The 21,579-nt window shown below is 72.8% G+C and carries 19 protein-coding genes and 1 other RNA gene; 12 read left to right on the top strand and 8 right to left on the bottom strand.

Going from position 1 to position 21,579, the window contains the following annotated elements; genetic code table 11:
- Positions 1-71: 71 nt before the first annotated feature.
- The 4 genes from OHS17_RS09585 (at position 72) to rnpB (ending at position 3,140) form a co-directional block, all read left to right on the top strand.
- Positions 72-1,490: an RNB domain-containing ribonuclease gene (locus tag OHS17_RS09585; RefSeq protein WP_330315203.1), complete on the top strand. Its 1,419-nt coding sequence runs from the start codon at positions 72-74 to the stop codon at positions 1,488-1,490.
- Between the two features lie 64 nt (positions 1,491-1,554).
- Positions 1,555-2,064, top strand: a complete 510-nt coding sequence (locus OHS17_RS09580; RefSeq protein WP_330311822.1) for a TetR/AcrR family transcriptional regulator — start codon at positions 1,555-1,557, stop codon at positions 2,062-2,064.
- Positions 2,065-2,128: 64 nt separating this feature from the next.
- Positions 2,129-2,707 carry a Uma2 family endonuclease gene (locus OHS17_RS09575; protein ID WP_330315202.1) on the top strand — a complete coding sequence of 193 codons (579 nt, stop codon included), beginning with the start codon at positions 2,129-2,131 and terminating at the stop codon, positions 2,705-2,707.
- Between the two features lie 31 nt (positions 2,708-2,738).
- Positions 2,739-3,140, top strand: an RNA gene (gene rnpB, locus OHS17_RS09570) — RNase P RNA component class A.
- 88 nt (positions 3,141-3,228) lie between these two features.
- On the opposite strand, the gene OHS17_RS09565 is transcribed toward rnpB, so the two are convergent.
- Positions 3,229-4,923 carry a glycosyl hydrolase family 18 protein gene (locus tag OHS17_RS09565; RefSeq protein WP_330311821.1) on the bottom strand — a complete coding sequence of 565 codons (1,695 nt, stop codon included), beginning with the start codon at positions 4,921-4,923 and terminating at the stop codon, positions 3,229-3,231.
- Positions 4,924-5,318: 395 nt separating this feature from the next.
- On the opposite strand from OHS17_RS09565, the gene OHS17_RS09560 reads away from it, so the two are divergent.
- Positions 5,319-6,068: a lytic polysaccharide monooxygenase gene (locus OHS17_RS09560; protein WP_330311820.1), complete on the top strand. Its 750-nt coding sequence runs from the start codon at positions 5,319-5,321 to the stop codon at positions 6,066-6,068.
- A 57-nt stretch (positions 6,069-6,125) separates the two neighbouring features.
- Here the strand turns inward: OHS17_RS09560 and OHS17_RS09555 are convergent, their stop codons facing one another.
- Complete coding sequence (locus tag OHS17_RS09555) at positions 6,126-7,385, bottom strand: arginine deiminase (protein WP_330311819.1); 1,260 nt, start codon at positions 7,383-7,385, stop codon at positions 6,126-6,128.
- Between the two features lie 38 nt (positions 7,386-7,423).
- Positions 7,424-8,860, bottom strand: a complete 1,437-nt coding sequence (locus OHS17_RS09550) for a basic amino acid/polyamine antiporter (protein ID WP_330311818.1) — start codon at positions 8,858-8,860, stop codon at positions 7,424-7,426.
- A gap of 197 nt (positions 8,861-9,057) precedes the next feature.
- Between OHS17_RS09550 and OHS17_RS09545 the strand changes: the two genes are divergently transcribed.
- Positions 9,058-9,849 carry a MerR family transcriptional regulator gene (locus tag OHS17_RS09545; RefSeq protein ID WP_330311817.1) on the top strand — a complete coding sequence of 264 codons (792 nt, stop codon included), beginning with the start codon at positions 9,058-9,060 and terminating at the stop codon, positions 9,847-9,849.
- A complete protein-coding gene (locus OHS17_RS09540; RefSeq protein WP_330311816.1) occupies positions 9,846-11,072 on the top strand; it encodes a glycosyltransferase in 1,227 nt (408 codons plus the stop codon). The genes OHS17_RS09545 and OHS17_RS09540 overlap by 4 nt, the downstream gene beginning before the upstream one ends.
- Here the strand turns inward: OHS17_RS09540 and OHS17_RS09535 are convergent.
- Positions 11,050-11,415 carry a VOC family protein gene (locus OHS17_RS09535; protein WP_018103449.1) on the bottom strand — a complete coding sequence of 122 codons (366 nt, stop codon included), beginning with the start codon at positions 11,413-11,415 and terminating at the stop codon, positions 11,050-11,052. The two genes, OHS17_RS09540 and OHS17_RS09535, sit on opposite strands and share 23 nt — an antisense overlap.
- 231 nt (positions 11,416-11,646) lie before the next feature.
- On the opposite strand from OHS17_RS09535, the gene OHS17_RS09530 reads away from it, so the two are divergent.
- Positions 11,647-12,492 carry a ScbA/BarX family gamma-butyrolactone biosynthesis protein gene (locus OHS17_RS09530; RefSeq protein ID WP_330311815.1) on the top strand — a complete coding sequence of 282 codons (846 nt, stop codon included), beginning with the start codon at positions 11,647-11,649 and terminating at the stop codon, positions 12,490-12,492.
- A 7-nt stretch (positions 12,493-12,499) separates the two neighbouring features.
- Here the strand turns inward: OHS17_RS09530 and OHS17_RS09525 are convergent, their stop codons facing one another.
- Both OHS17_RS09525 and OHS17_RS09520 read right to left on the bottom strand, forming a co-directional pair.
- Positions 12,500-13,372, bottom strand: coding sequence for a PhzF family phenazine biosynthesis protein (locus OHS17_RS09525; protein ID WP_330311814.1), 873 nt, complete (start codon positions 13,370-13,372; stop codon positions 12,500-12,502).
- Positions 13,373-13,470: 98 nt separating this feature from the next.
- Positions 13,471-14,253, bottom strand: a complete 783-nt coding sequence (locus OHS17_RS09520; protein WP_330311813.1) for an SDR family oxidoreductase — start codon at positions 14,251-14,253, stop codon at positions 13,471-13,473.
- A gap of 240 nt (positions 14,254-14,493) precedes the next feature.
- Between OHS17_RS09520 and OHS17_RS09515 the strand changes: the two genes are divergently transcribed.
- The gene (locus tag OHS17_RS09515) at positions 14,494-16,122 is read left to right on the top strand and encodes an alkaline phosphatase D family protein (RefSeq protein ID WP_330311812.1); all 1,629 of its coding nucleotides are present in this window, start codon (positions 14,494-14,496) and stop codon (positions 16,120-16,122) included.
- On the opposite strand, the gene OHS17_RS09510 is transcribed toward OHS17_RS09515, so the two are convergent.
- The gene (locus OHS17_RS09510) at positions 16,119-17,117 is read right to left on the bottom strand and encodes a Gfo/Idh/MocA family protein (RefSeq protein WP_330311811.1); all 999 of its coding nucleotides are present in this window, start codon (positions 17,115-17,117) and stop codon (positions 16,119-16,121) included. The two genes, OHS17_RS09515 and OHS17_RS09510, sit on opposite strands and share 4 nt — an antisense overlap.
- 77 nt (positions 17,118-17,194) lie before the next feature.
- Between OHS17_RS09510 and OHS17_RS09505 the strand changes: the two genes are divergently transcribed.
- Both OHS17_RS09505 and OHS17_RS09500 read left to right on the top strand, forming a co-directional pair.
- A complete protein-coding gene (locus OHS17_RS09505) occupies positions 17,195-18,493 on the top strand; it encodes a multidrug effflux MFS transporter (protein WP_330311810.1) in 1,299 nt (432 codons plus the stop codon).
- Between the two features lie 193 nt (positions 18,494-18,686).
- Positions 18,687-19,685 carry a small ribosomal subunit Rsm22 family protein gene (locus tag OHS17_RS09500; protein WP_330311809.1) on the top strand — a complete coding sequence of 333 codons (999 nt, stop codon included), beginning with the start codon at positions 18,687-18,689 and terminating at the stop codon, positions 19,683-19,685.
- On the opposite strand, the gene ddaH is transcribed toward OHS17_RS09500, so the two are convergent.
- Positions 19,682-20,512, bottom strand: coding sequence for a dimethylargininase (gene ddaH, locus OHS17_RS09495; protein WP_330311808.1), 831 nt, complete (start codon positions 20,510-20,512; stop codon positions 19,682-19,684). The genes OHS17_RS09500 and ddaH overlap by 4 nt on opposite strands.
- A 316-nt stretch (positions 20,513-20,828) precedes the next feature.
- Here ddaH and OHS17_RS09490 point away from each other — a divergent pair, with 316 nt between their 5' ends.
- Positions 20,829-21,575 carry a bifunctional DNA primase/polymerase gene (locus OHS17_RS09490; protein WP_330311807.1) on the top strand — a complete coding sequence of 249 codons (747 nt, stop codon included), beginning with the start codon at positions 20,829-20,831 and terminating at the stop codon, positions 21,573-21,575.
- Positions 21,576-21,579: the final 4 nt, after the last annotated feature.

Raw genomic sequence — 21,579 nt, 5'->3', positions numbered from 1 at the left:
GGCCTCCGTTCGGAATGCCGTGCTCCGCGCCCCGCCCTACGCTCGGGACCATGCCCCGCCGCCATCTGCACATGACCGGCGCAGCCCGGACCCCGCTGCGGGCGGCCCTGCGCGGCCTGCGCACCGAGCTGTCGCTCCCCGACGACTTCCCGCCCGAGGTGCTCGTCGAGGCGGCGGACGCCGCGCGGAGCCCGGAGCTCGCCGGGCACGCGGACGCGACGGACCTCCCCTTCCTCACCATCGACCCGCCCACCTCCACGGACCTCGACCAGGCGATGCACCTGGAGCGCCGCGGCCACGGCTACCGCGTGCACTACGCCATCGCGGACGTGGCCGCGTTCGTGCGCCCCGGCGGCGCGCTCGACGCGGAGGCCCACCGCCGGGTGACGACGCTCTACCTCCCGGACGGCCGGGTGTCCCTCCACCCGGAGGTCCTGTCCGAGGACGCCGCCAGCCTGCTGCCCGGCCGGGTCCGCCCCGCGGTCCTGTGGGAGATCGACCTCGACCCGGAGGGCGCGGCGGTCGCGACCCGGGTGCGCCGGGCCCTCGTACGCAGTCGCGCCAAGCTGGACTACGCGGGCGTGCAGCGGCAGATCGACGCGGGCACCGCCGAGGAACCGCTCGCCCTGCTCCGGGACATCGGCACGCTCCGCGAGGAGCAGGAGGTGGCCCGGGGCGGTATCTCGCTCAACGTGCCCGAGCAGGAGATCACCGAGCACGACGGCACGTACGGCCTGGAATACCGCGCCCCGCTCCCCGCCGACGGCTGGAACGCCCAGGTCTCCCTGCTCACCGGCATGGCGGCGGCCCACCTCATGGCGGAGAGCGGCACCGGCATCCTGCGTACGCTGCCCGTCGCGCCCGACGGGGCGGTGGCCCGGCTGCGGCGCAGCGCCGAGGCCCTGCACATCGACTGGCCGCACCACGTCCCGTACGCCGAACTCGTCCGCTCCCTCGACCCGGGGCGCACGGACCACGCGGCGTTCCTCCAGGACTGCACGACGCTGCTGCGCGGCGCGGGCTACACGGTCTTCGACGGCGGCGAGCTGCCGGTGCCCGCCGTGCACGCGGCGGTGGCCGACCTGTACACGCACTGCACGGCGCCGCTGCGCCGCCTCGTGGACCGTTACGCCTCCGAGCTGTGCGTCGCGGCCTGCGAGGACCGGGACCCGCCCGAATGGGTCCTGGCCGCCCTGCCCGCGCTGCCCAAGGAGATGGCGGAGGGCACGCGCCGGGCCAACACGGTGGAGCGGGAGTCCGTGGACCTGGTCGAGGCGGCGCTGCTCAAGGACCGGGTGGGCGAGGTCTTCGACGGTTACGTGGTGGACGTGAAGGAGAACGAACCGGCCACCGGCACCGTCCACATCGACGCCCCGGCGGTCGTCGCCCGCGTGGAGGGCACCGCGCCCCTGCCCTTGGGCGAGCGCCTGCGGGTCCGCCTCGCCCAGGCGGCCCCGGGCACGGCGAAGGCCCTGTTCGTTCCGGCCTGACGGCGTCTCGTACGATCGCGAGTTCGGCCCCCGCGCCCCGCGCCCGTACGACGGAAGGACCGGCGTGACCGACCGTGCCCGCCAGCACCAGATCCTGGCCGCCGCCCGCATGCTCCTGGAGCAGGAGGGCCCGGAGGCGCTGACCATGCGCAGGCTCGCGGGCCTCCTTGGCATCACGGCCCCGTCCCTCTACAAGCACTTCCCGGACAAGTCCTCGGTGGTCGACGCGCTGGCCGACGCGATGCTGACGGAGACGGCCGAGGCCCTGGAAGCGGCGGAGACGGCCGCCCCGGGCTCCTTCCCGGCCCTGGCCACGGCCTACCGCGCCCACGCCCTGGCCCACCCCCACCTCTACCGCCTCACCACGTCCCGCCCCCACCCCCACGACCTGGAGGACCGCGCCGCCGCCCCCCTCTTCCGCGCCCTGGCCCCCGACGACCACCTGGCCCGCGCGGCCTGGGCCTTCGCCCACGGCATGGTCATGATGGAACTGAACAACCGCTTCCCCACCCCGGAGTCGGTCACCACGGCCTGGACAGCAGGCATCACCGCGCTGGCGTCGAGCCGCCTCTGACCGCGCGGGGCCCTCCTGTGCCACGATGGCCCATTCTGGGTGAGTGACCGAGGAGAGGCGCCACATGTCAGCTGTTCCGCATGAACGGCTCTCGCAGGCGGACGTACTGCTGGAAGGCTTCGAGGCTCTGGACCCACCGGAGGGCTTCCGGGCGGAGTTGCTCGAAGGGGAGATTGCCCTGAAGCCGCCGCCGGACGGCGATCATGAGGACTGCATCGCCCTGATCCTTGAACAAGTGCTCGGGCGTGCGAAGACGGACATGGACTTTTCGGCAAACAAGGGTCTGAAGCTGAGAGGCGGCAGGGGCTGTCCAGCGAACCACGTCATCCCCGACGGCACGTTCGCCCCCCATGCCCTGCGCCTGTACCGGGGCGCGGCCCCATGGATGCCGTGCGAGGGAGTGGCGCTGGTCCTGGAGGTCACGTCGTCCAAGCCGGCCGCCGACCGCGAGGCCAAGCGGCACTGTTACGCGAGGGGCCCGGTTCCCCTGTACTTGCTGGTCGACCGGGAGGACTCGTCGGTGACGCTGTTCAGCGACCCGGAGGGCGACGACTACCGCCAGCACCGCACCGTGCCCTTCGGGAAGGCGGTCCGCCTTCCGGAGCCGTTTTCGTTCGACCTGGAGACGGCGGAGTTCATGTAATCCGGCCAGGTAGCATGGGCGGCACGGCAGACGAGCCGGGCGGACGGTCGCGTGGGGGTTTTCGGATCCTCCCGAGGAACGTCCGGGCTCCACAGGGCAGGGTGATGGCTAACGGCCACCCGGGGTGACCCGCGGGACAGTGCCACAGAAAACAGACCGCCCGGGACCTCGGTCCCGGGTAAGGGTGAAACGGTGGTGTAAGAGACCACCAGCGCCTGGGGCGACCCAGGCGGCTAGGTAAACCCCACCCGGAGCAAGGTCAAGAGGGGCCGTCGCGAGACGGCCCTGCGCGAACGTTCGAGGGCTGCCCGCCCGAGTTCGCGGGTAGACCGCACGAGGCCGGCAGCAATGCCGGTCCTAGATGGATGGCCGTCTCCCCGGCCGCCGCGAGGCGACCGGGCGACAGAACCCGGCGTACAGCCCGACTCGTCTGCCCCACCTTCCTTCCGGCCGCCGTGGCCCCGACGCGAGAGCCCCCGCCGGTGCGCGCACCGGCGGGGGCTCTCAGAGGGTCAGGGTGTTCAGCAGGCGCCCTGGTCCTTCCAGACGCCCCAGTCGCCGGTGCTGCCCGGGGTCTCGTTCTGGGTCCACCACTGGGCCTTGTACTTCCGGCCGTTGTAGGAGACCTCGTTGCCCGCGTTGTAGACCGTGCCGGCCACGTACGCCGGGACCGAGCCGCAGTCACCGGCGGGCGGGTCCGTGGGGTCGGTGGTGGGCGGGGTGGTCGGGTCCGTGGGGTCGGTGGTCGGCGGGGTGGTGGGCTCGGTGGTGGAGCCGCCGATCGCGGTGTTGATCTGGTTCAGCAGGGTGGCCTTGTCGTCCAGGCCGAGCAGGGAGTACATCATCGCGCCGGCCAGGCCGCGCTGCTTGGCGTAGTCGGCCCTGGCCTGGATGGACTTCTGGTCCAGGCCGGTGAAGAACTCGCCGTCCTTGTAGAAGTAGGACGCCTTCGCCTCGTCGTCCCAGTACGTCGTCGCCGGGTTGTCGACGATGCCGCCGAGCTCCTTGTAGTGGGCGATGCCGGCCTGCTGGCTCAGCGGGCGGGCGGCGGAGCCGCCGGTCGCGGACTGGGCCAGGCCGTGGGTGGTGCCCTCCGGGACGCCCTTCCAGCCGCGGTAGTAGAGCTCGTAGCCCAGGGTCAGCTTGTTCGCGGGGAAGCCGCCGGCGATGCCGTAGGCCGGCTTGCCGTCGAGCCAGGAGTCGACCGCGTTGTCGATCGAGTACTTCTCGGTGCCGGGCGCGACCGGGTCGGACGGGTCGTTGGCGCCGGAGTAGAGCGGCGACTGGTGGTACGTCGGCCCGTCGCCGTCCCAGGCGCCGTGCATGTCGTACGTCATCAGGTTCGCGTAGTCGAGGTACTGGCCGATCTTGTCGGTCTCGATGTTCGCGATCTTGTCCTGGCCGGCCCCGAAGGCCGCGGTGAGCAGGTACTTCTTGCCGCCGTTGGCAGCGCCGTACGCGTCGAGCTGCTTACGGAACTCCGCCAGCAGCAGCGTGAAGTTCTGCTTGTCCTCGGGGGCGTAGTGGTTGCCAAGGTGGCCGCCCGCGGAGGCCGGGTACTCCCAGTCGATGTCGATGCCGTCGAAGATGCCGGCCGCCGAACCGGCGCCGCCGAAGCCGCCCTCGACGGGCAGGTTGCCCTTGATGTACTGGTCGATGCAGGAGGAGACCAGTTTCTTGCGGCTCGCGTCCGTCTTCGCCGCGTCGCTGAAGTACTTGGAGTACGTCCAGCCGCCCAGCGAGATGTTGATCTTCAGGTGGGGATACTTCGCCTTCAGTTCCTTGAACTGGTTGAAGACGCCCACGATCGGCTGGTCCCACTTGTCGGCCACGCCGTCGACGCTGTCCGCCGCGCTGAAGGACTTCTGGTAGTCGGCGTACGAGTCGCCAGCACCGTCACCCGCGTTGGGGTTGTTGTCGTCGCCCGCCGCCTTGTTGGCCTCGAAGCACGTGAGGTCGGTCGGGTGGATGTTGCCGAACGAGTAGTTGATGATGTCCAGCTTGCCGGCGATGCCCCGGGTGTCGAGCTGCTTCGGGTAGAAGGCGTTGCCGTACACGCTCCACTGGTCGTAGTACGCGATGCGCACACCGCCCGCCGAAGCGGAAGCAGGTGCGTCGGCCGCCTGGGCCGAACCGATGCCGACGGTCGCGGCGAGGCCGCCGGTGGCGAGGGCCGTGCTCAGGAGCGCGGCGATCAGAGTTCTACGGGGGTGCACGTGCGGCCTCCAGCGGGGGAGCGGGTGGTGCTGTGGATGGGCTGGAGCAGTGATAACCGGCCCGTGACCTGCACGTCAACGATTCCAGCGAGATTAGGACTAGACCAATTTGACGGTTCATGGGCCGCACGGAGGGCGCACCCGCGCCGGGTGGCCGCCGGACGCCACCGGTGACCAGCGGCTTAAGGATCACTTAAAAATGGTGCCGCGAGTGGTTCGGTGACGAACCACTCGACGTCGAAAAGTGGAGGCGTGAACCGACGTCGCTCGTCCCCCTTGACCGGACCCCGTCCGTCACTAAGGTCTAGACCTGCATTGGCCAGGTCTGGACCAAGGGTGCCCGCCATGCGCAGGCGGCCGCCCAACCCCCGTACGAGCGAAGGAAGTGACGTGGCATGAACACCAAGCGACGGTTGGCCGTTTCCATCGGAGCGCTGGTCGCCCCCGTGCTCGCCCTCGGCATCCAGACGGGCACCGCCAGCGCCCACGGCTGGGTCACCGCGCCGACGAGCCGCCAGGCCCAGTGCGCCGCCGGTGTGGTCGACTGCGGCCAGATCAAGTACGAGCCGCAGAGCGTCGAGGGCCCGAAGGGGCTCAAGAGCTGTAGCGGCGGCAACGCGGCCTTCGCCGAGCTGGACGACGACAACAAGGGCTGGGAGGTCACCCCGGTCGGCCACAAGTTCACCTTCACCTGGCACCACACGGCCCGTCACGCCACCGAGAACTGGCAGTACTTCATCGGCGACCGGAAGATCGCCGAGTTCGACGGCAACCACGCCCAGCCGCCCGCCGACGTGAGCCAGGAGGTGGACTTCGGCAGCTTCACCGGCCGCCAGAAGGTGCTCGCCGTCTGGAACGTCGCCGACACGGCCAACGCCTTCTACGCGTGCGTCGACGTCAACATCGGCGGGACCGGCGGCGGCGACGACGGCGGCACCCCCGGCGGCGGTGACGGCGACGGCGGCGAGACCGGCGAGCCGGGCGCCTGCGCCGTGCCGCTGTGGAGCACCGAGGCCGTGTACACCGGGGGCGACACCGTCTCGTACGACGGCCACACCTGGCGCGCCAAGTGGTGGGTGCAGGGCGACAAGCCCGGCACCACCGGTGAGTGGGGCGTCTGGGAGGACCTCGGCGCCTGCGCCTGACCGCAGGCCCGGCCCGGCGGGGGGACCCCATGCCTCCGCCGGGCCGTCTCCGTCACCTCAGAAGCTCACCGGCTCACGGATCAGCGGGCACGTCATGCAGTGCCCGCCGCCCCGCCCCCGGCCGAGCTCCGCGCCCACGATCTCCAGCACCTCGATGCCCGCCTGCCGCAGCAACGCGTTGGTCTGGGTGTTCCGGTCGTAGGTGAAGACGACGCCCGGCTCGACCGCGACCGCGTTGTTCCCGCTGTCCCACTGCTGGCGCTCGGAGGCGTACACATCGCCGCCCGTCTCGATCACCCGGAGCCCCGGCAGCCCGAGCGCCCCGGCGACCACCTCGGTGAACGGCCGTGACCCCTCGTCCACGATGTCCACGGGCACCGCGCCCCCGCCCGGCCGCAGCGAGAAGCTGTGGATGGCGTCCACGATGCGCGGGTAGAGCGTCACGACGTCCCGGTCCGCGAAGGTGAACACGGTGTCCAGGTGCATCGCCGCCCGCAGCTTCGGCATGCCCGCGACGACGACGTGGTCCGCCGCGCCCTGCTCGAAGAGGGCGGCGGCGACCTGCGTGACGGCCTGGCGCGAGGTGCGCTCGCTCATGCCCATGAGGACGACGCCGTTGCCGACGGGCATGATGTCGCCGCCCTCGAACGTGGCCTGGCCCCAGTCCCGTTCCGGGTCGCCCCACCACACCGTGGCGTCCGTGAAGTCGGGGTGGAAGCGGTAGACGGCCTTCATCAGCAGGGTCTCGTCGTGCCGGGCGGGCCAGTACAGCGGGTTGAGCGTCACTCCGCCGTACAGCCAGCACGTGGTGTCCCGGGTGTACAGCGTGTTGGGCAGCGGCGGCATCACGTACTCGCGGACCCCGGCCGACTCGCGGGCCAGGGCGACGTACGGCGGGCGGTAGTCGTCGGGGAGGTCCGTGGTGGCGAGGCCGCCGATCAGGAACTCCGCGAGCGCGCGCGGGTCCAGGGTCTCCAGGAAGGCCCGGGTGGAGTCGATCAGCCCCAGGCCCGCCTCGTTGGCGGTGATCTTGCGGTCGAGCAGCCAGTCCCGCGCGCCCGGCACGGCCATCGTCTGCGCCAGGAGGTCGTGGAGCTCCACGACCTCGACCCCGCGCGCGGTGAGCGCGGCCACGAAACCGGCGTGGTCCCGCTGGGCGTTCTCCACCCACATCACGTCGTCGAAGAGCAGATCGGCGGCGTTGGTCGGGGTGAGCCTGCGGTGCGCGAGGCCCGGCGCGCACACCAGGACCTTGCGGAGCCGGCCGACCTCGGAGTGGACTCCGAGCGGGGTGCGGGAGGTGCTGTCACCGGTCATGTGCGGTCCTTCGCGTACGGGTCGGGGTGCGGTACGGCTCAGAGGCTGATCCAGCCGGCCGCCAGGGCGATCACGCCCATGACCGCACCGGCCACCGAGACGGCGCAGATCAGCAGCTCGCGGGGGGAGAAGGGGCGCCGCCCCTGCTCGCGGCGGGCCATGACGAACAGGATCGTGGCGGGGGCGTAGACGATGAAGGAGAGCAGGACGAACCGGAGCCCGGCCGCGTACAGCAGGAACGCCGTGTAGACGGTGGCGAGCACGGCGACGGCGAGGTCGCGCCCGGTCGTCCGCCCCTGGGCCAGCGGGTCCGTCGTGAGCGCGATCTTCAGCGCGAACGCGGCCGCCAGCAGGAACGGGATGAGCGTCAGCGCGCTCGTCATGTCCAGCGCGAAGTTGAACGCGTCGTCCGAGAGCAGCGTGACGACCAGCACCACCTGGACCAGCACGGTCGTCATGACCAGGGCCGGGACCGGCACGTCGTCGGCGGTGGCGCGGCGCAGGAAGCGCGGCATGTCGTGGTCCTGCGCGGCCACGTACAGCACCTCGGCGGCCATCAGCGTCCAGGCCAGATAGGCGCCGAGGACGGAGACGATCAGGCCGACGCTGACGAAGACCGTGCCCCAGGTGCCGACGGCGTGCTCCAGGACGCCCGCCATCGAGGGCTGGCGCAGTCCGGCGATCTCGCTCATCGGCATGATGCCGTACGAGACGATGGTGACCGAGGCGAAGACGGCGAAGACGCTGAGGAAGCCGAGGACCGTGGCCCGCCCGACGTCCTTGCGGCGCTTGGCGTGGCGGGAGTAGACGCTGGCGCCCTCGACGCCGAGGAAGACGAAGACGGTGGCCAGCATGGTGCCCCGCACCTGGTCGAACAGCGAGCCCGCGTAGTCGGCGCCGCCCCAGTTGTCGGCGAACACACCGGTGTCCAGGTAGAACAGCGCCAGCACGACGAAGACCAGGATCGGGACGACCTTGGCGACCGTGACGATGCGGTTGATCGCCGCGGCCTCCTTGACGCCCCGGCGGATCAGCAGGAAGAAGCCCCACAGCCCGACCGAGGACAGTGCCGCGGCGAGCACGGTGTCCCCGTCGCCGAGCGCCGGCCAGAGCGTGCCGATGGTCGACATGATCAGCACCCAGTACGTCACATTGCCGACGCAGGCGCTCGCCCAGTAGCCGAACGCCGAGAAGAACCCGAGGTATTCGCCGAACCCGGCCTTCGCGTACGCGTACACCCCGGCGTCCAGGTCCGGGCGGCGCACCGCCAGGGACTGGAAGGCGAAGGCCAGCATCAGCATGCCCGTGCCCGCGATGGTCCAGGCGATCAGCGCCCCCGCGACCCCGGTCTCCTCCGCGAAGCGGCGGGGCAGCGAGAACACGCCCGCGCCGACCATGGAGCCGACGACCAGCGCGGACAGCGTCATCAGCGAGAGCTTCGCCGTGTGCGGCTGCTCCTCGGTGACTGCGGACATGGTCGGGCCCTTCCTGGTGCGGGGGCTGCGGTCGCAGAGGGCGGGCGGGGCCCGGCAAGGCGCCCCCATGGGGGTGAAATGTACCTTTCGTTACGGTGCTGGGCCCCGCTGCCGGGCCGGTGTCCCCGGATCGGGGCGCGGCTTGACCCTCCCCCTGCGTCAGGCTCGATGATCGGTTGCGAGGAAGGGGCGGGTGGATGAGCTATTCCGTGGGGCAGGTGGCGGCCTTCGCCGGAGTGACGGTGCGCACGCTGCACCACTACGACAAGGCGGGGCTGCTCTCGCCCAGCGGGCGCAGCCGGGCCGGCTACCGGCTCTACGGCGAGGCGGACCTGGTCCGGCTCCAGCAGATCCTCTTCTACCGCGAACTGGGCTTCCCGCTGGACGAGATCGCCGCGATCTTCCAGGACCCGCGGGCCGGTGTCCTGGACCACTTGCGGGCCCGGCAGGAGCAGCTGGAGGCGGAGATCGCCAGGCTCCGGCGGCTCTCCGAGGTGGCCCGGCAGGCGATCGAGGTGGAGCGGACCGGGGTCGAGCTGACCCCGCAGGAGCGCTTCGAGGTGTTCGGCGAGATCACCGCCGACCTGAGTTACGCCACCGAGGCGGCGCTCAAGTGGGCGGACTCACCGGGGCAGCGGGAGTCGATGGCCCGGGCCGCCGCGCACACCAAGGAGGACTGGCGGCGACTCATGGGCGAGGCCACGGCCTGGCGCGCGGAGCTGCTGGCGGCCTTCGACGACGGCGAGCCGAGCGACGGCGAACGGGCCATGGACCTCGCCGAGGAGCACCGGCTGCACATCTCCCGCTGGTTCACCGCCTGCCCGCCCGCCATGCACCGGCGCATCGCGGACGACTTCGCCGCCGACCCACGCGCCTTCGCGCTGGTCGTACCGCCGTCCCAGCAGCGCCCCGGCCTGGCCGCGTACCTGGGCAAGGCCGTCCACGCCAACGCGGCCCGGCGGACCGATGAGCCCGAGGAGAACCGATGAGAATTCTGATCGCCGCCGCCGGATCGCGCGGTGACGTCGCCCCCTACACGGGCCTGGGCGCCGCACTCTGCGCGGCCGGCCACGACGTCACCCTCGCCACGACGGATACCTTCGCGCCCCTGGTCCGCGCCGCCGGGCTGGACTTCCGCGCCCTCCCGGGCAACCCGGCGCAGGGCGGCGGCGGGAGCGGCGGCAAGCGGGAACTCATGCGGGCCGCCTCCGCGTTCATCGCCGGCCTGGGCCAGGGGTTCGCCGACGCGATGACCGACGGCACGGACCTGCTGCTGCTCTCGGCCACGACCGCCCCGCTGGCCTGGCACCTCACCGAGGCCACCGGCACCCCCGGCATCGGCGTGTACCTCCAGCCCACCGCGCCAACCGGCGACTTCCCGCCCGTCGTCATGGGCACCCGCTCCCTGGGCCGCCCCGGCAACCGCCTGGCCGGGCGCTTCGCGCTCCGCATGACCGACCGCCTGTACGCCCCGGCGGTGACCGCGCTCCGCGAACGGCTCGGGCTGCCCCCGGCCACGCCCTCCGCCACGCGCCGCCGCCAGGAGCGCGCCGACTGGCCCGTGCTGCACGGCTTCAGCACCGTCCTGGTGCCCCGGCCCGCCGACTGGCGCCCCGGCCTGCGCGTGGTCGGCAACTGGTGGCCGCACCACGACCCGGACGCGCAACTGCCGCCGGAGCTGGCGGACTTCCTGAGCGCGGGAGCGCCGCCCGTCCTCATCGGCTTCGGCAGCATGGCGGCCGGCGAGGGGGAACGGCTCAGCGAGCTCGCCGTACGGGCCCTGCGCCGCGCGGGCCTGCGCGGCGTCCTCCAGTCCGGCAGCGCCGGTCTGGCCGCCGAGGGCGACGACGTGCTCACCGTCGGGGACGTACCGCACGCCCTGCTGTTCCCGCACCTGGCCGCCGTGGTCCACCACGCCGGGGCCGGGACCTCGGCCGCCGCGCTGCGGGCCGGGGTCCCCGCGGTGACCGTGCCCGTGACCGCCGACCAGCCGTTCTGGGCCGGACGCCTCGCCGCCATCGGCGCCGCCGACGAGCCGATCCCCTTCCGCGCCCTCACCGCCGACCGCCTCGCCGACGCCCTCGACCGCGTGGTGCGGCAGCGGGTCCACCGGGAGGCGGCCGCGAAGGCGGCGCAGCGGATGGTCGCGGAGGACGGGGCGGAGGCGGCGGTGGAGGCGGTGCGGCGGCTCAGCGGTGCGTCAGTACGTTGACCACGCGGCCGTTCGGGTCGCGTACGAAGAAGCGGCGGACACCCCACTCCTCGTCGTGCGGGCCGTACACGATCTCGGCCCCCTCGCGGACGAGCGCGGCGTGCACCGCGTCCACGTCGGCCACCTCCACGCTGAGGTCCGGGTTGACCGGGCCGGTTTCGTCCTTGGTCATGAAGCTGATCTGGGCGGCCGGCTGGGTGGGCGAGGCAAGGGTCATGATCCAGCCATGGTTCATGACCTCCTCGAAGCCGAGCAGGCCGTAGAAGGCGCTGTTGGCCCGCAGGGCGGACGCGTCCGTCCCGGCCTCCACCGGGATGTTGGGGACCACACGGTGCACGGACATGAGGCACTCCTGTCACACGGATGACTTCGGTCGCCCGACTCACCCTAGGGCCCGGCTCCAGGGAGACTCGAGAGGCTGCTGGGAGGGTGGCTGGAAACTGTGGGTCGGGCCGGGGCAAACTGGCCACGTCACAGCCGGGCCGGGGGCAACCCGGCCCATCGAACCGCAGTCTCCCGGGGGCGCCCCATGGTCCATTTCTCCTCACGCGTCACCGGGGAGGAGCTCGGGCGGATGGCCCACCGTCCGGACGCCCGGGACCTCTTCCCGACCGGCGTGGCCCGGCTGGGCGACACCCGGTTCTGCGTGCCCGCGCGCTGGCCGCGCGCCCACCGCTTCTTCGCCCCCGTCGCCGGCCACCAGGACCCGTTGCTGATTGCGGAAACGATGCGGCAGGCGGCCATGCTGGTCTGCCACGCCGAACTCGGGGTGCCGCTCGGCGACGCGTTCGTGATGTGGGAGCTGCGCTACACCACCGCCGCCGGACAGCTCGTGCTCGGCGACGACCCGTGGGACGTCATGGTCGAGGTGAACTGCTCCGACGTCCGCCGCCGGGGGAGCGGCCTCGCCTCGATGCGCGTCGACTTCGTGCTGCGCCGGGGCGGGGCGGTGCTCGCCGTCTGCGGCTCGCGGATCAGCTGTACCTCGGCCGCCGCCTACCGCCGCCTGCGCGGCGACCGGTCCGCCGCCGTCGCCGCGCCCCCGCTCCCGGCGCTCGCGCCGCGCACCGCGGGCCGCGCCGCCGAGCGGGACGTCGTCCTCGCGCCCCCCGTCGCGCCCGGGCGCTGGCCGCTGCGGCTCGACACCGGGCACCCGACGCTCTTCGGCCGCCCCAACGACCATGTGCCCGGCATCCTGCTCCTGGAGGCGGCCCGGCAGGCGGCGAACGCCACCGTGCCCGGCTTCCTCCCGGTCACCCTGCGCTCCGACTTCCTCCGGTACGTGGAGCTGGACCGACCCTGCTGGATCGAGGCGACGACCGCTCCGGGCGGGGTGCGGGTGCGGGCGGTGCAGGACGGTGAGCCCGTCTTCACCTGCACGCTCGGCGAGGCCGGCGGTCCCGGACTCCCGGATGCCTGAACGCGGATCAGGCCGGGTCCGGCAGCCGGGTGCCCGTCCCGCTCACCCGCACCCGCGCGTCGCCCGCGCCCAGCGTCACGGTGAGCGTGCCGGGGCGGCCCATGTCCTCGCCCTGGTGCAGGGTCAGCACGGCGGCCTCCGGCACGAGGGCCAGCTCCCGCAGGTACGCTCCGAACGCGGCCGCCGCCGCACCCGTCGCCGGGTCCTCCACCACACCGCCGACCGGGAACGGGTCGCGGACGTGGAACACCGCGTCGGAGGCCCGCCACACCAGCTGCACGGTCGTCAGGTCCAGCCGGTGCATCAGCGCTTCCAGGCGCGCGAAGTCGTAGTCCAGCGCGGCCAGCCGCTCCCGGGTGCCCGCCGCCAGCACGAGGTGCCGGGCCCCGGCGTACGCGATCCGGGGCGGCAGGGCCGGGTCCAGGTCGGCGGCCGGCCAGTCCAGCGCGGCCAGCGCCTCCGCGAGGTCGCCCGCGGCCACGTCCTCGACGCGCGGTTCCACGCTGGTCAGCGTCGCCCGCAGCTCGTCGCCCTCGCGGACCACGGTGACCGGCACCGTACCGGCGGGGGTGGCGAACTCCACCTCGCCCGGCCCGTCCCGCTCGGCGAGCGCGAGGGCGGCGGCGACCGTGGCGTGACCGCAGAACGGCACCTCGGCCTTCGGGCTGAAGTAGCGGACCGCGTAACCGCGCGCACCGGGCTCCGCCGCCTCGGTCCGCCCGGTCAGGAACGCGGTCTCGCTGTAGCCGAGGTCCGCCGCCACGGCCAGCATGGCCGCCTCGTCGAGACCGGAGGCGTCGAGCACCACCCCGGCGGGGTTGCCGCCCTCGGGGTCGGCGGAGAAGGCGGTGTAGCGCAGGATCTCGGGAAGGTCGCTCATGAACCGCTCAACCGCTCGCCGGGCGACGGCATTCCCGCACCAGCGCGGCCGGGACGGCCCGCACCGTGCGCCCGGATCCGGCGCGCCCGCGCGCCCCCTCAGCCCCGTCCCACGTACGGCATCGCCGTTGCCATCACCGTCGCGAACTGGACGTTCGCCTCCAGGGGCAGCTCCGCCATGTGCAGCACCGTGCGGGCCACGTCACCGGCCGCCATCACCGGCTCCACGGCGAGTTCGCCATTGGCCTGGAGGGTGCCCGTCCGCATCCGTTCGGTCATCTCCGTCGCCGCGTTCCCGATGTCGATCTGGCCGCAGGCGATGCGGTACGGACGCCCGTCCAGCGACAGCGACTTCGTCAGGCCGGTGATCGCGTGCTTCGTCGCGGTGTACGCCACCGAGTGCGGGCGCGGGGTGTGCGCGGAGATGGAACCGTTGTTGATGATCCGTCCGCCCTGCGGGTCCTGCTCCTTCATCTGCCGGTACGCCGCCTGCGCGCACAGGAACGCCCCCGTCAGGTTGACGTCGACCACCGCGCGCCAGTCCTCGTACGCCAGCTCCTCGACGGGCCCGCCGGGGCCGAACGTCCCCGCGTTGTTGAAGAGCAGACCGAGGTGGCCGGCCCACTCCCGTACGGAGGAGAACAGCGCGTCCACGTCCTCGGGGCGGGTCACGTCGGCCGGGACGGTGATCACCCGGGCGTGCTCCCCGGCCAGGGCCGCCGTCTCGGCCAGGGCGTCCGGCCGGCGGCCCGCGAGCGCCACCGACCAGCCCGCCCCGGCGAGCGCGAGCGCCACCGCGCGGCCGATCCCGGACCCGGCACCCGTGACCACCGCCACCTTCGACGGGGAGTTCTCCGCGGTATTCAACAGATTGTTGCTCATGCTGCCGCAGCGTACGCGCAGCCCCGGCGGGGTGATTCCGCGCGCCGGTCCGGCGATTCCCGCGCCGCCGCGACCGGCGTAGATGATCATGGATTTGGCCGCGAACGCGGAGTTTGCCCCTGGGGGCACCATCCTGCCGCACTCCTCATCCGGGCGACGCCCGCGCGACGCGAACACGTCAGCCTCCGGATGCGCCGGGCCGCTGGACTTCCCCCACACCACCAGTCAGGGGAGGGACAGATGACGCACTCATCGCCACAGCAGGAGCTGCGCGACGCCGCCCGGCACACCGACCGCCGCCGCTTTCTCACCGTCACCGGAGCCGCCGCCGCGCTCGCCTTCTCGGTCGGCCTGCCCGCCGCCGGGACGGCCGGCGCCCGCGAGATGGAGGCCCGGAGGATCGGCGAGGACCCGTTCACGCTCGGCGTCGCGTCCGGCGACCCGCTGCCCGGCTCCGTGCTGCTCTGGACCCGGCTCGCGCCCCGTCCGTTCGAACCCGGCAGCGGCCTCCCCGACGCCCGCGTCGAGGTCCGCTGGGAGCTGGCGTACGACGAGCGGTTCCACCGCGTCGTCCGGCGCGGCACCACGTACGCCCACCCGGAGTTCAACCACAGCGTCCACGTCGAGGTGCAGGGCCTCGCCCCGGACCGCGTCCTCTACTACCGCTTCCGCGCCGGACAGTGGACGAGCCCCGCCGGCCGCACCCGTACGGCACCGGCGCCCGGCGCCCGCAAGCGGGAACTGGCCCTGGCCGCCGTCTCCTGCCAGGCGTACCACGACGGCTACTTCACCGCGTACAAGCACCTCGCGCAGGAGGACGTGGATGTCGTCTTCCACCTCGGCGACTACCTCTACGAGTACGCCGTCACCGCGACCGGCGGCGCCCGCAACTACACCGACCGCACGCTGCCCGCGCTGTTCAACCGGGAGACGGAGACGCTGGAGGACTACCGGCTGCGGTACGCCCTCTACAAGTCCGACCCGGACCTGCGCGCCGCCCACGCCGCGCACCCCTTCGTCGTCACCTGGGACGACCACGAGACCGAGAACAACTACGCGGGCGACATCCCCGAGAACGACGTGCCGCCGGAGGAGTTCCTGATCCGCCGGGCCGCCGCCTACCGCGCGTACTGGGAGAACCAGCCGCTGCGCACGCCCCAGCGGCCGACCGGCCCCGACATGCGGCTCTACCGCCGCCTGAGCTTCGGCCGGCTCGCCCAGTTCGACGTGCTCGACACCCGGCAGTACCGCAGCGACCAGGCGTACGGCGACGGCTGGCAGACGCCCGGACCGGAGTCCGAGGACCCGAAGCGCACGCTGACCGGCGCCACCCAGGAGCGCTGGCTCATCGACGGCTGGCGCCACTCGCACGCCACCTGGAACGTCGTGCCGCAGCAGGTCACCTTCGCCCAGCGGCGCGACGTGCCCACCGACGCGTTCAAGCTGTCCATGGACTCCTGGGACGGCTACCCGGCCTCCCGCGACCGCATCCTGCAGGGTGCCGAGCGCGTCGGCGTGGACAACCTCATGGTCCTCACCGGCGATGTGCACGTCAGCTACGGCTTCGACATCAAGCGGGACTTCGACGACCCGGCGTCGCGCACGATCGGCACCGAGATCGTCACCACGTCCATCACCAGCGGGAAGGACGGCTCCGAGAAGCCGTCCAACTACAACAACCTGATGGCGGCCAACCCGCACCTGAAGTTCTACAACGGGCGCCGCGGCTACGCCGTCGTCACCCTCCAGGAGCGGGCGGCCCGCGCCGACTTCCGTACGGTGTCCGCCGTCACCACGCCGGGCGCCCCCGTCACCACCGCCGGCTCCTACGTCACCGAGGCCGGCCGCCCGGGCCTCAAGCCCGCCTAGACGGCATCCACGGGATAGCGGACGCCGATGCGGTCACGGACCGCGTCGAGCGTCCGCATCACCGCGAGCGAACCCTCCAGCGGGACGAGCGGGGACTCCGTCTCGCCCGCCAGGACCGCGCGCATCACCTCGACCGCCTCGTACTGCATCCCCGAGAGCCCCTGCGGACCCGGGCCCGAGGTGATCTCCTCCGGCTCGGCGCCCGTCCGGTGCAGCACGAAGCCCTCCGGGTGGAAGAAGCTGTGCGGGATGTCGATCCGCCCGGCCGTCCCGATCACCGTCGCGGCCGTCGGGTGGTGCCCGACGATCGAGCAGGACAGCAGCGCGTTGGCCCCCGAGTCCCAGCCCAGCAGCATCCCGGTGTTCAGGTCCACGCCCTCCGGCGACAGCAGGGCGTCCGCCTGCACCCGGTCCGGCTCGCCCAGCAGCAGCTGCGCGAACGACACCGGGTACACGCCCAGGTCCAGCAGCGCCCCGCCGCCCAGCCGGGGATCGCGCAGCCGGTGCTCCGGGCCCAGGTCCGCCGCGAAGCCGAAGTCGGCCTGCACGGTCCGGATCTCGCCGATCGCCCCGTCCCGCACCAGCTCGGTGAGGCGCCGGATCACGGGGTTGCAGTAGGTCCACATCGCTTCCATCAGGAAGACCCCGCGGTCCCGGGCCAGCTTCACCAGCTCCCGCGCCTCGCGCTCGTTCAGCGTGAACGCCTTCTCGCACAGCACGTGCTTCCCGGCCTCCAGCGCGAGCGCGGCGGCCTCCCGGTGCGCGGAGTGCGGCGTGGCCACGTACACCACGTCGACCTCGTCGTCCGCGACCAGACCCGCCCAGTCGCCGTACGCCCTCGGTATCCCGAACCGCTCCGCGAACGCCCGTGCCGAGGCGTCCGAGCGGGACGCCACGGCCACCACCTCCGCACCGGGCAGTGCCTGCAGATCGGCGGTGAACGTCGCCGCGATCCCACCGGTCGCCAGCACGCCCCAACGGACAGTCCTGCTCATGCACGCTCCCAAAAGGTGTCGACCATCCCCGCCGAGCTGAGAGCATAGAGCCGGATTCAACAACTATGGAGATGAGAATGCCGGAGAGCGGCGTCAGCCGGGCCCAGCAGATACGCACCACCGACACCGCCCCGCAAGGGGCACCCCTTCCCGGCAAGGCCACTGCCGCCGCCCGGCGCACCGGCCTCCTCGTCACCCTCGTCCTCGGCGGCCTCACGGCGCTCCCGCCGCTGTCGATGGACATGTACCTCCCGGCGCTCCCCGCCGTCACCGACTCGCTGCACGCACCCGCCGCCACGGTCCAGCTCACCCTGACCGCCTGCCTCACCGGCATGGCGCTCGGCCAGGTCGTCGTCGGACCGATGAGCGACCGCTGGGGCAGGCGCCGCCCGCTGCTCCTCGGCATGGCCGTCTACGTGCTGGCCACCGCGCTCTGCATCTTCGCCCCGTCCGCCGGACTCCTCATCGCCTTCCGCCTGATCCAGGGCCTCGCGGGCGCGGCCGGCATCGTCATCTCCCGTGCCGTGGTCCGCGACATGTACGACGGCGTCGCGATGGCCCGGTTCTTCTCGACGCTGATGCTGATCTCCGGCGTCGCTCCCGTCATCGCCCCGGTCATCGGCGGCCAGGTCCTGCGGCTCACCGACTGGCGCGGCATCTTCGGCGTGCTGACCGGCGTCGGCCTGCTGCTCACCTTCGTCGTCTGGAAGTGGCTCGGCGAGACCCTGCCGCCCGCCGAGCGCCACACCGGAGGCATCGGCGACGCCCTGCGCACCATGCGCGGCCTGCTCGCCGACCGCGTCTTCACCGGCTACATGATCGCGGGCAGCCTCGCCTTCGCCGCCCTGTTCGCGTACGTCAGCGCCTCGCCGTTCGTCATCCAGGAGATCTACGGCGCCTCACCGCAGACCTTCAGCCTGCTCTTCGGCATCAACTCCGTCGGGTTGATCACGGTCGGCCAGATCAACGGCAAGCTGCTCGTCGGCCGGGTCAGCCTGGACAAGGCCCTCACCTTCGGGCTCGTCGTCATCGTGGCCGCCGCGACCGCGCTGCTCCTGATGACCTCCGGGGTCTTCGGCGACGTCGGGCTCGTGCCGGTGGCCGCCGGGCTCTTCGTGTTGATGTCGGCGATGGGTCTCGCGATGCCCAACACCAACGCCCAGGCGCTGATGCGCACCAAGCACGCCGCAGGCTCCGCCTCCGCGCTGCTCGGCACCTCGCAGTTCCTGATCGGCGCCATCGCCTCCCCGCTCGTCGGGATCGCCGGCGAGGAGACCGCGGTCCCGATGGCCGTCGTCCAGCTGGTCTGCGCGGCCGGAGCCCTCGTCTGCTTCCTGGGCCTGTGCCGCCCCCAGGGGGTGTCTCCCCGGCCATGACCGGGTCCGCGGCGTCCGGCACGGCACCTCGCGGCGTTGTCGTCAATCACCAACGCTCCGCGTTGTCTCAATCCTCCGCCTTGCGATGCACCGCACCAGACGCCGCGGCCAGACCGGCCCTGACCGGCGAGACACCCCCTGGCAGCGTCCCTCGGCGATCTGACGGCCGCCCCCGCCCGCCTACAATTCACCGGTGATCGCCACCCTCCCCACCGCGGACGCCCTGCGCGCGGCCCTCGCCGGACTCCTGGACGGGCTGCCGCCCAAGCAGGCCGGCCAGGCCGTCGACCGGCTCATCGCCCACTACCGGGGCACCATCCCCACCGACGCCCCGGTGCTCCGCGACCGCTCGGACGTGGCCGCGTACGCGGCGTACCGGATGCCCGCCACCTTCGAGGCGGTACGGTCCGCCCTCGGCGCGCTCCGCGAGGCCGCCCCCGACTGGGCGCCCGCCACGCACACCGACGTCGGCGGCGGCACCGGGGCGGCGAGCTGGGCCGTCGCGGGGGAGTGGGAGGGCCACCGCACCACCGTCCTGGACTGGGCCGAGCCCGCGCTCGCCCTCGGCCGCGAACTGGCCGCCGCCTCCGGAGCGTCCGCCCTTCGCACCGCCGACTGGCGGCGGGCCCGCATCGGCGAGGACCTCGACCTCGCCCCGGCGGACCTGGTCACGATCTCCTACGTGCTCAACGAGCTGACCGTCCCCGCCCGCACCGCCCTCATCGACGCCGCCGCCGCGGCCGGCCAGGCCGTCGTGGTCGTCGAGGCCGGCACCCCCGGCGGCTACGCCCGGATCATCGAGGCCCGCGACCGGCTGACCGCCGCCGGGCTCACCGTCGCCGCGCCCTGCCCGCACAGCGGCGCCTGCCCCATCGAGCCGGGCACCGACTGGTGCCACTTCTCGGCCCGGGTCAGCCGCTCCTCGCTGCACCGGAAGGTGAAGGGCGGCTCACTGGCGTACGAGGACGAGAAGTTCAGCTACGTCGTCGCCACCCGGTTCACGCCCCTGCCCGTGGCCGCCCGGGTCGTCCGCAGGCCCCAGATCCGCAAGGGGCAGGTGCTCCTCGACCTCTGCACCCGCGACGAGGGCCTGCGGCGCGACACGGTCACCAAGCGGCACGGCGCCCTGTACCGCGCCGCCCGGGACACCGACTGGGGCGACGCCTGGCCGCCCCCGGAGGACGCGGCCTAGCCATTCGCCTCCCGGCCGCGCAGCTCCTGCGTACAGCACTTCACGCTGCCGCCGCCCTTCAGCAGCTCGCTCAGGTCCATCGGCACCGGATCGAAGCCGCGCGCCCGGAGCGGGTCGAACAGCCCCGTCGCGGCCTGCGGCAGCAGGACGTGCAGCCCGTCGCTCACCGCGTTCAGACCGAGCGCCGCCGCGTCCGCGTCCCCGGCGATCAGCGCGTCCGGGAAGAGCCGCGCCAGGACCGCCCGGCTGCCCGGCGAGAAGGCGGGCGGGTAGTACATGACCTCGTCGGCCGCGTCGTCCAGCACGCACAGGGCCGTGTCCAGGTGGTAGTAGCGCGGGTCCACCAGGTCGAGGCCGATCACGGGGCGCCCGAAGAACTCCTGCGCCTCCGCGTGCGAGAGCGGTGACGACCGGAAGCCCCGGCCCGCCAGCACATAGGAGGCGGTCACCGCGAAGTCGCCCTCGCCCTCGTTGACGTGGTCCGGCTCGTGGAACTCGGTGAAGCCGTGGCCGAGGAACCAGTCGCGGTGGGCGGCCGCCTCCTCGAACCGTTCCTGGTAGGCGAAGCGGGCGCCCAGCACCCGGCCGTCGATCACCGTGGCCCCGTTCGCCGCGAAGACCATGTCCGGCAGACCGGGGTGCGGCTCCAGCAGGTCGACGGTGTGGCCGAGGGCCCGGTAGCGGTCGCGCAGGTCCTCCCACTGGGTCTGCGCCAGCGGCAGATCGACCGGCTTGCTGGGATCCATCCACGGATTGATGGAATACGTCACCTTGAAGTGGGCAGGGGCACACATCAGAAAGTGCCGGGGTGTGGCTTCACGAGGCATTCAGGCTCCTCACGAATCGTCGCGGCGGCTGGTGGCCGCTGCGGCCGGTGCGTCGCACGGGTGTGTGCGTGCACTCATGGTGCGCCGTCCGGGCCCCCGGCGCTGTGGTCCGAACGGGTGGTTCGCGCGGACGCGGACCCCGGGCGCGTGACGCGGCCCGCCCGGGACCGGTCACCACACGTGCTCTTTCATGACAAAGCGTGTGATAGTGCCCTCCATGCGGCATCGGCCGTCCCACCCCGCTTCCGGACTCTGGCCACCCGAGGCGCAGGATGGTGGGACCATGGGCAGGGGCAACGCAAAGGCAAGGGGATAGATGGGCGCCGATTTCGGCCGTAATCGCGGCTCAGAGAGCAAGATTTCCCAGTGGCTGCGGCGACGACCCAAACCGCAGCAGCGCGAGGTCGACGACTCCGCACGGGAGGCGCTGCTCCTGGCTGTCGCCGAGGCCGGAATGCCGATCGCACCCGCCGCCCACCCGGTCGGCTACCGATGTTCGTGCGAGCGCATCGGCTGTCCCACCCCGGCCCGCCATCCGCTCTCCTTCGCCTGGCAGACGCAGTCCACCACCGACCGCGCCCAGATCGAGCGCTGGGCCCGCAGCCAGCCGCAGGCCAACTTCATCACCGCGACCGGCATGATCCACGACGTCCTCGACGTCCCGCTGGCGGCCGGTGAGCAGGCCCTGGAGCGGCTCCTCGCCGCCGGGGTCGAGGTGGGGCCCGTGGCCCGCTCCGGCGACGACCGGATGCTGTTCTTCACCGCGACGCGCGGCACCCCGGAGGACGAGGACGAGTGGTGGCCGTGCGAGCTGGACTGCCACCCCGAGACGATGGACGAGCACCCGGGCCTGCGCTGGCACTGCCGGGGCAGCTACGTCCTGCTCCCCCCGGCCCAGCTCCCCGGTGAGCTGGACGTCGCCTGGCTGCGCGGCCCCGAGCACCCGCTGCCCGACCCGCTGACGCTCCTGGAGACCCTGACGGACGCCTGCGCGCGGTTCGTCGGCTCCGAGGGCCAGAGCGAGGTCGACCACGAATCGGTGGCCTGGCCGCTGCGCCGGTAGCCGG

It is taken from the genome of Streptomyces sp. NBC_00523, assembly GCF_036346615.1.
GTDB lineage: Bacteria > Actinomycetota > Actinomycetes > Streptomycetales > Streptomycetaceae > Streptomyces.
Note: the sequence above shows the minus strand (reverse complement) of the source record. Positions and strands in the feature narration are given on the sequence as shown.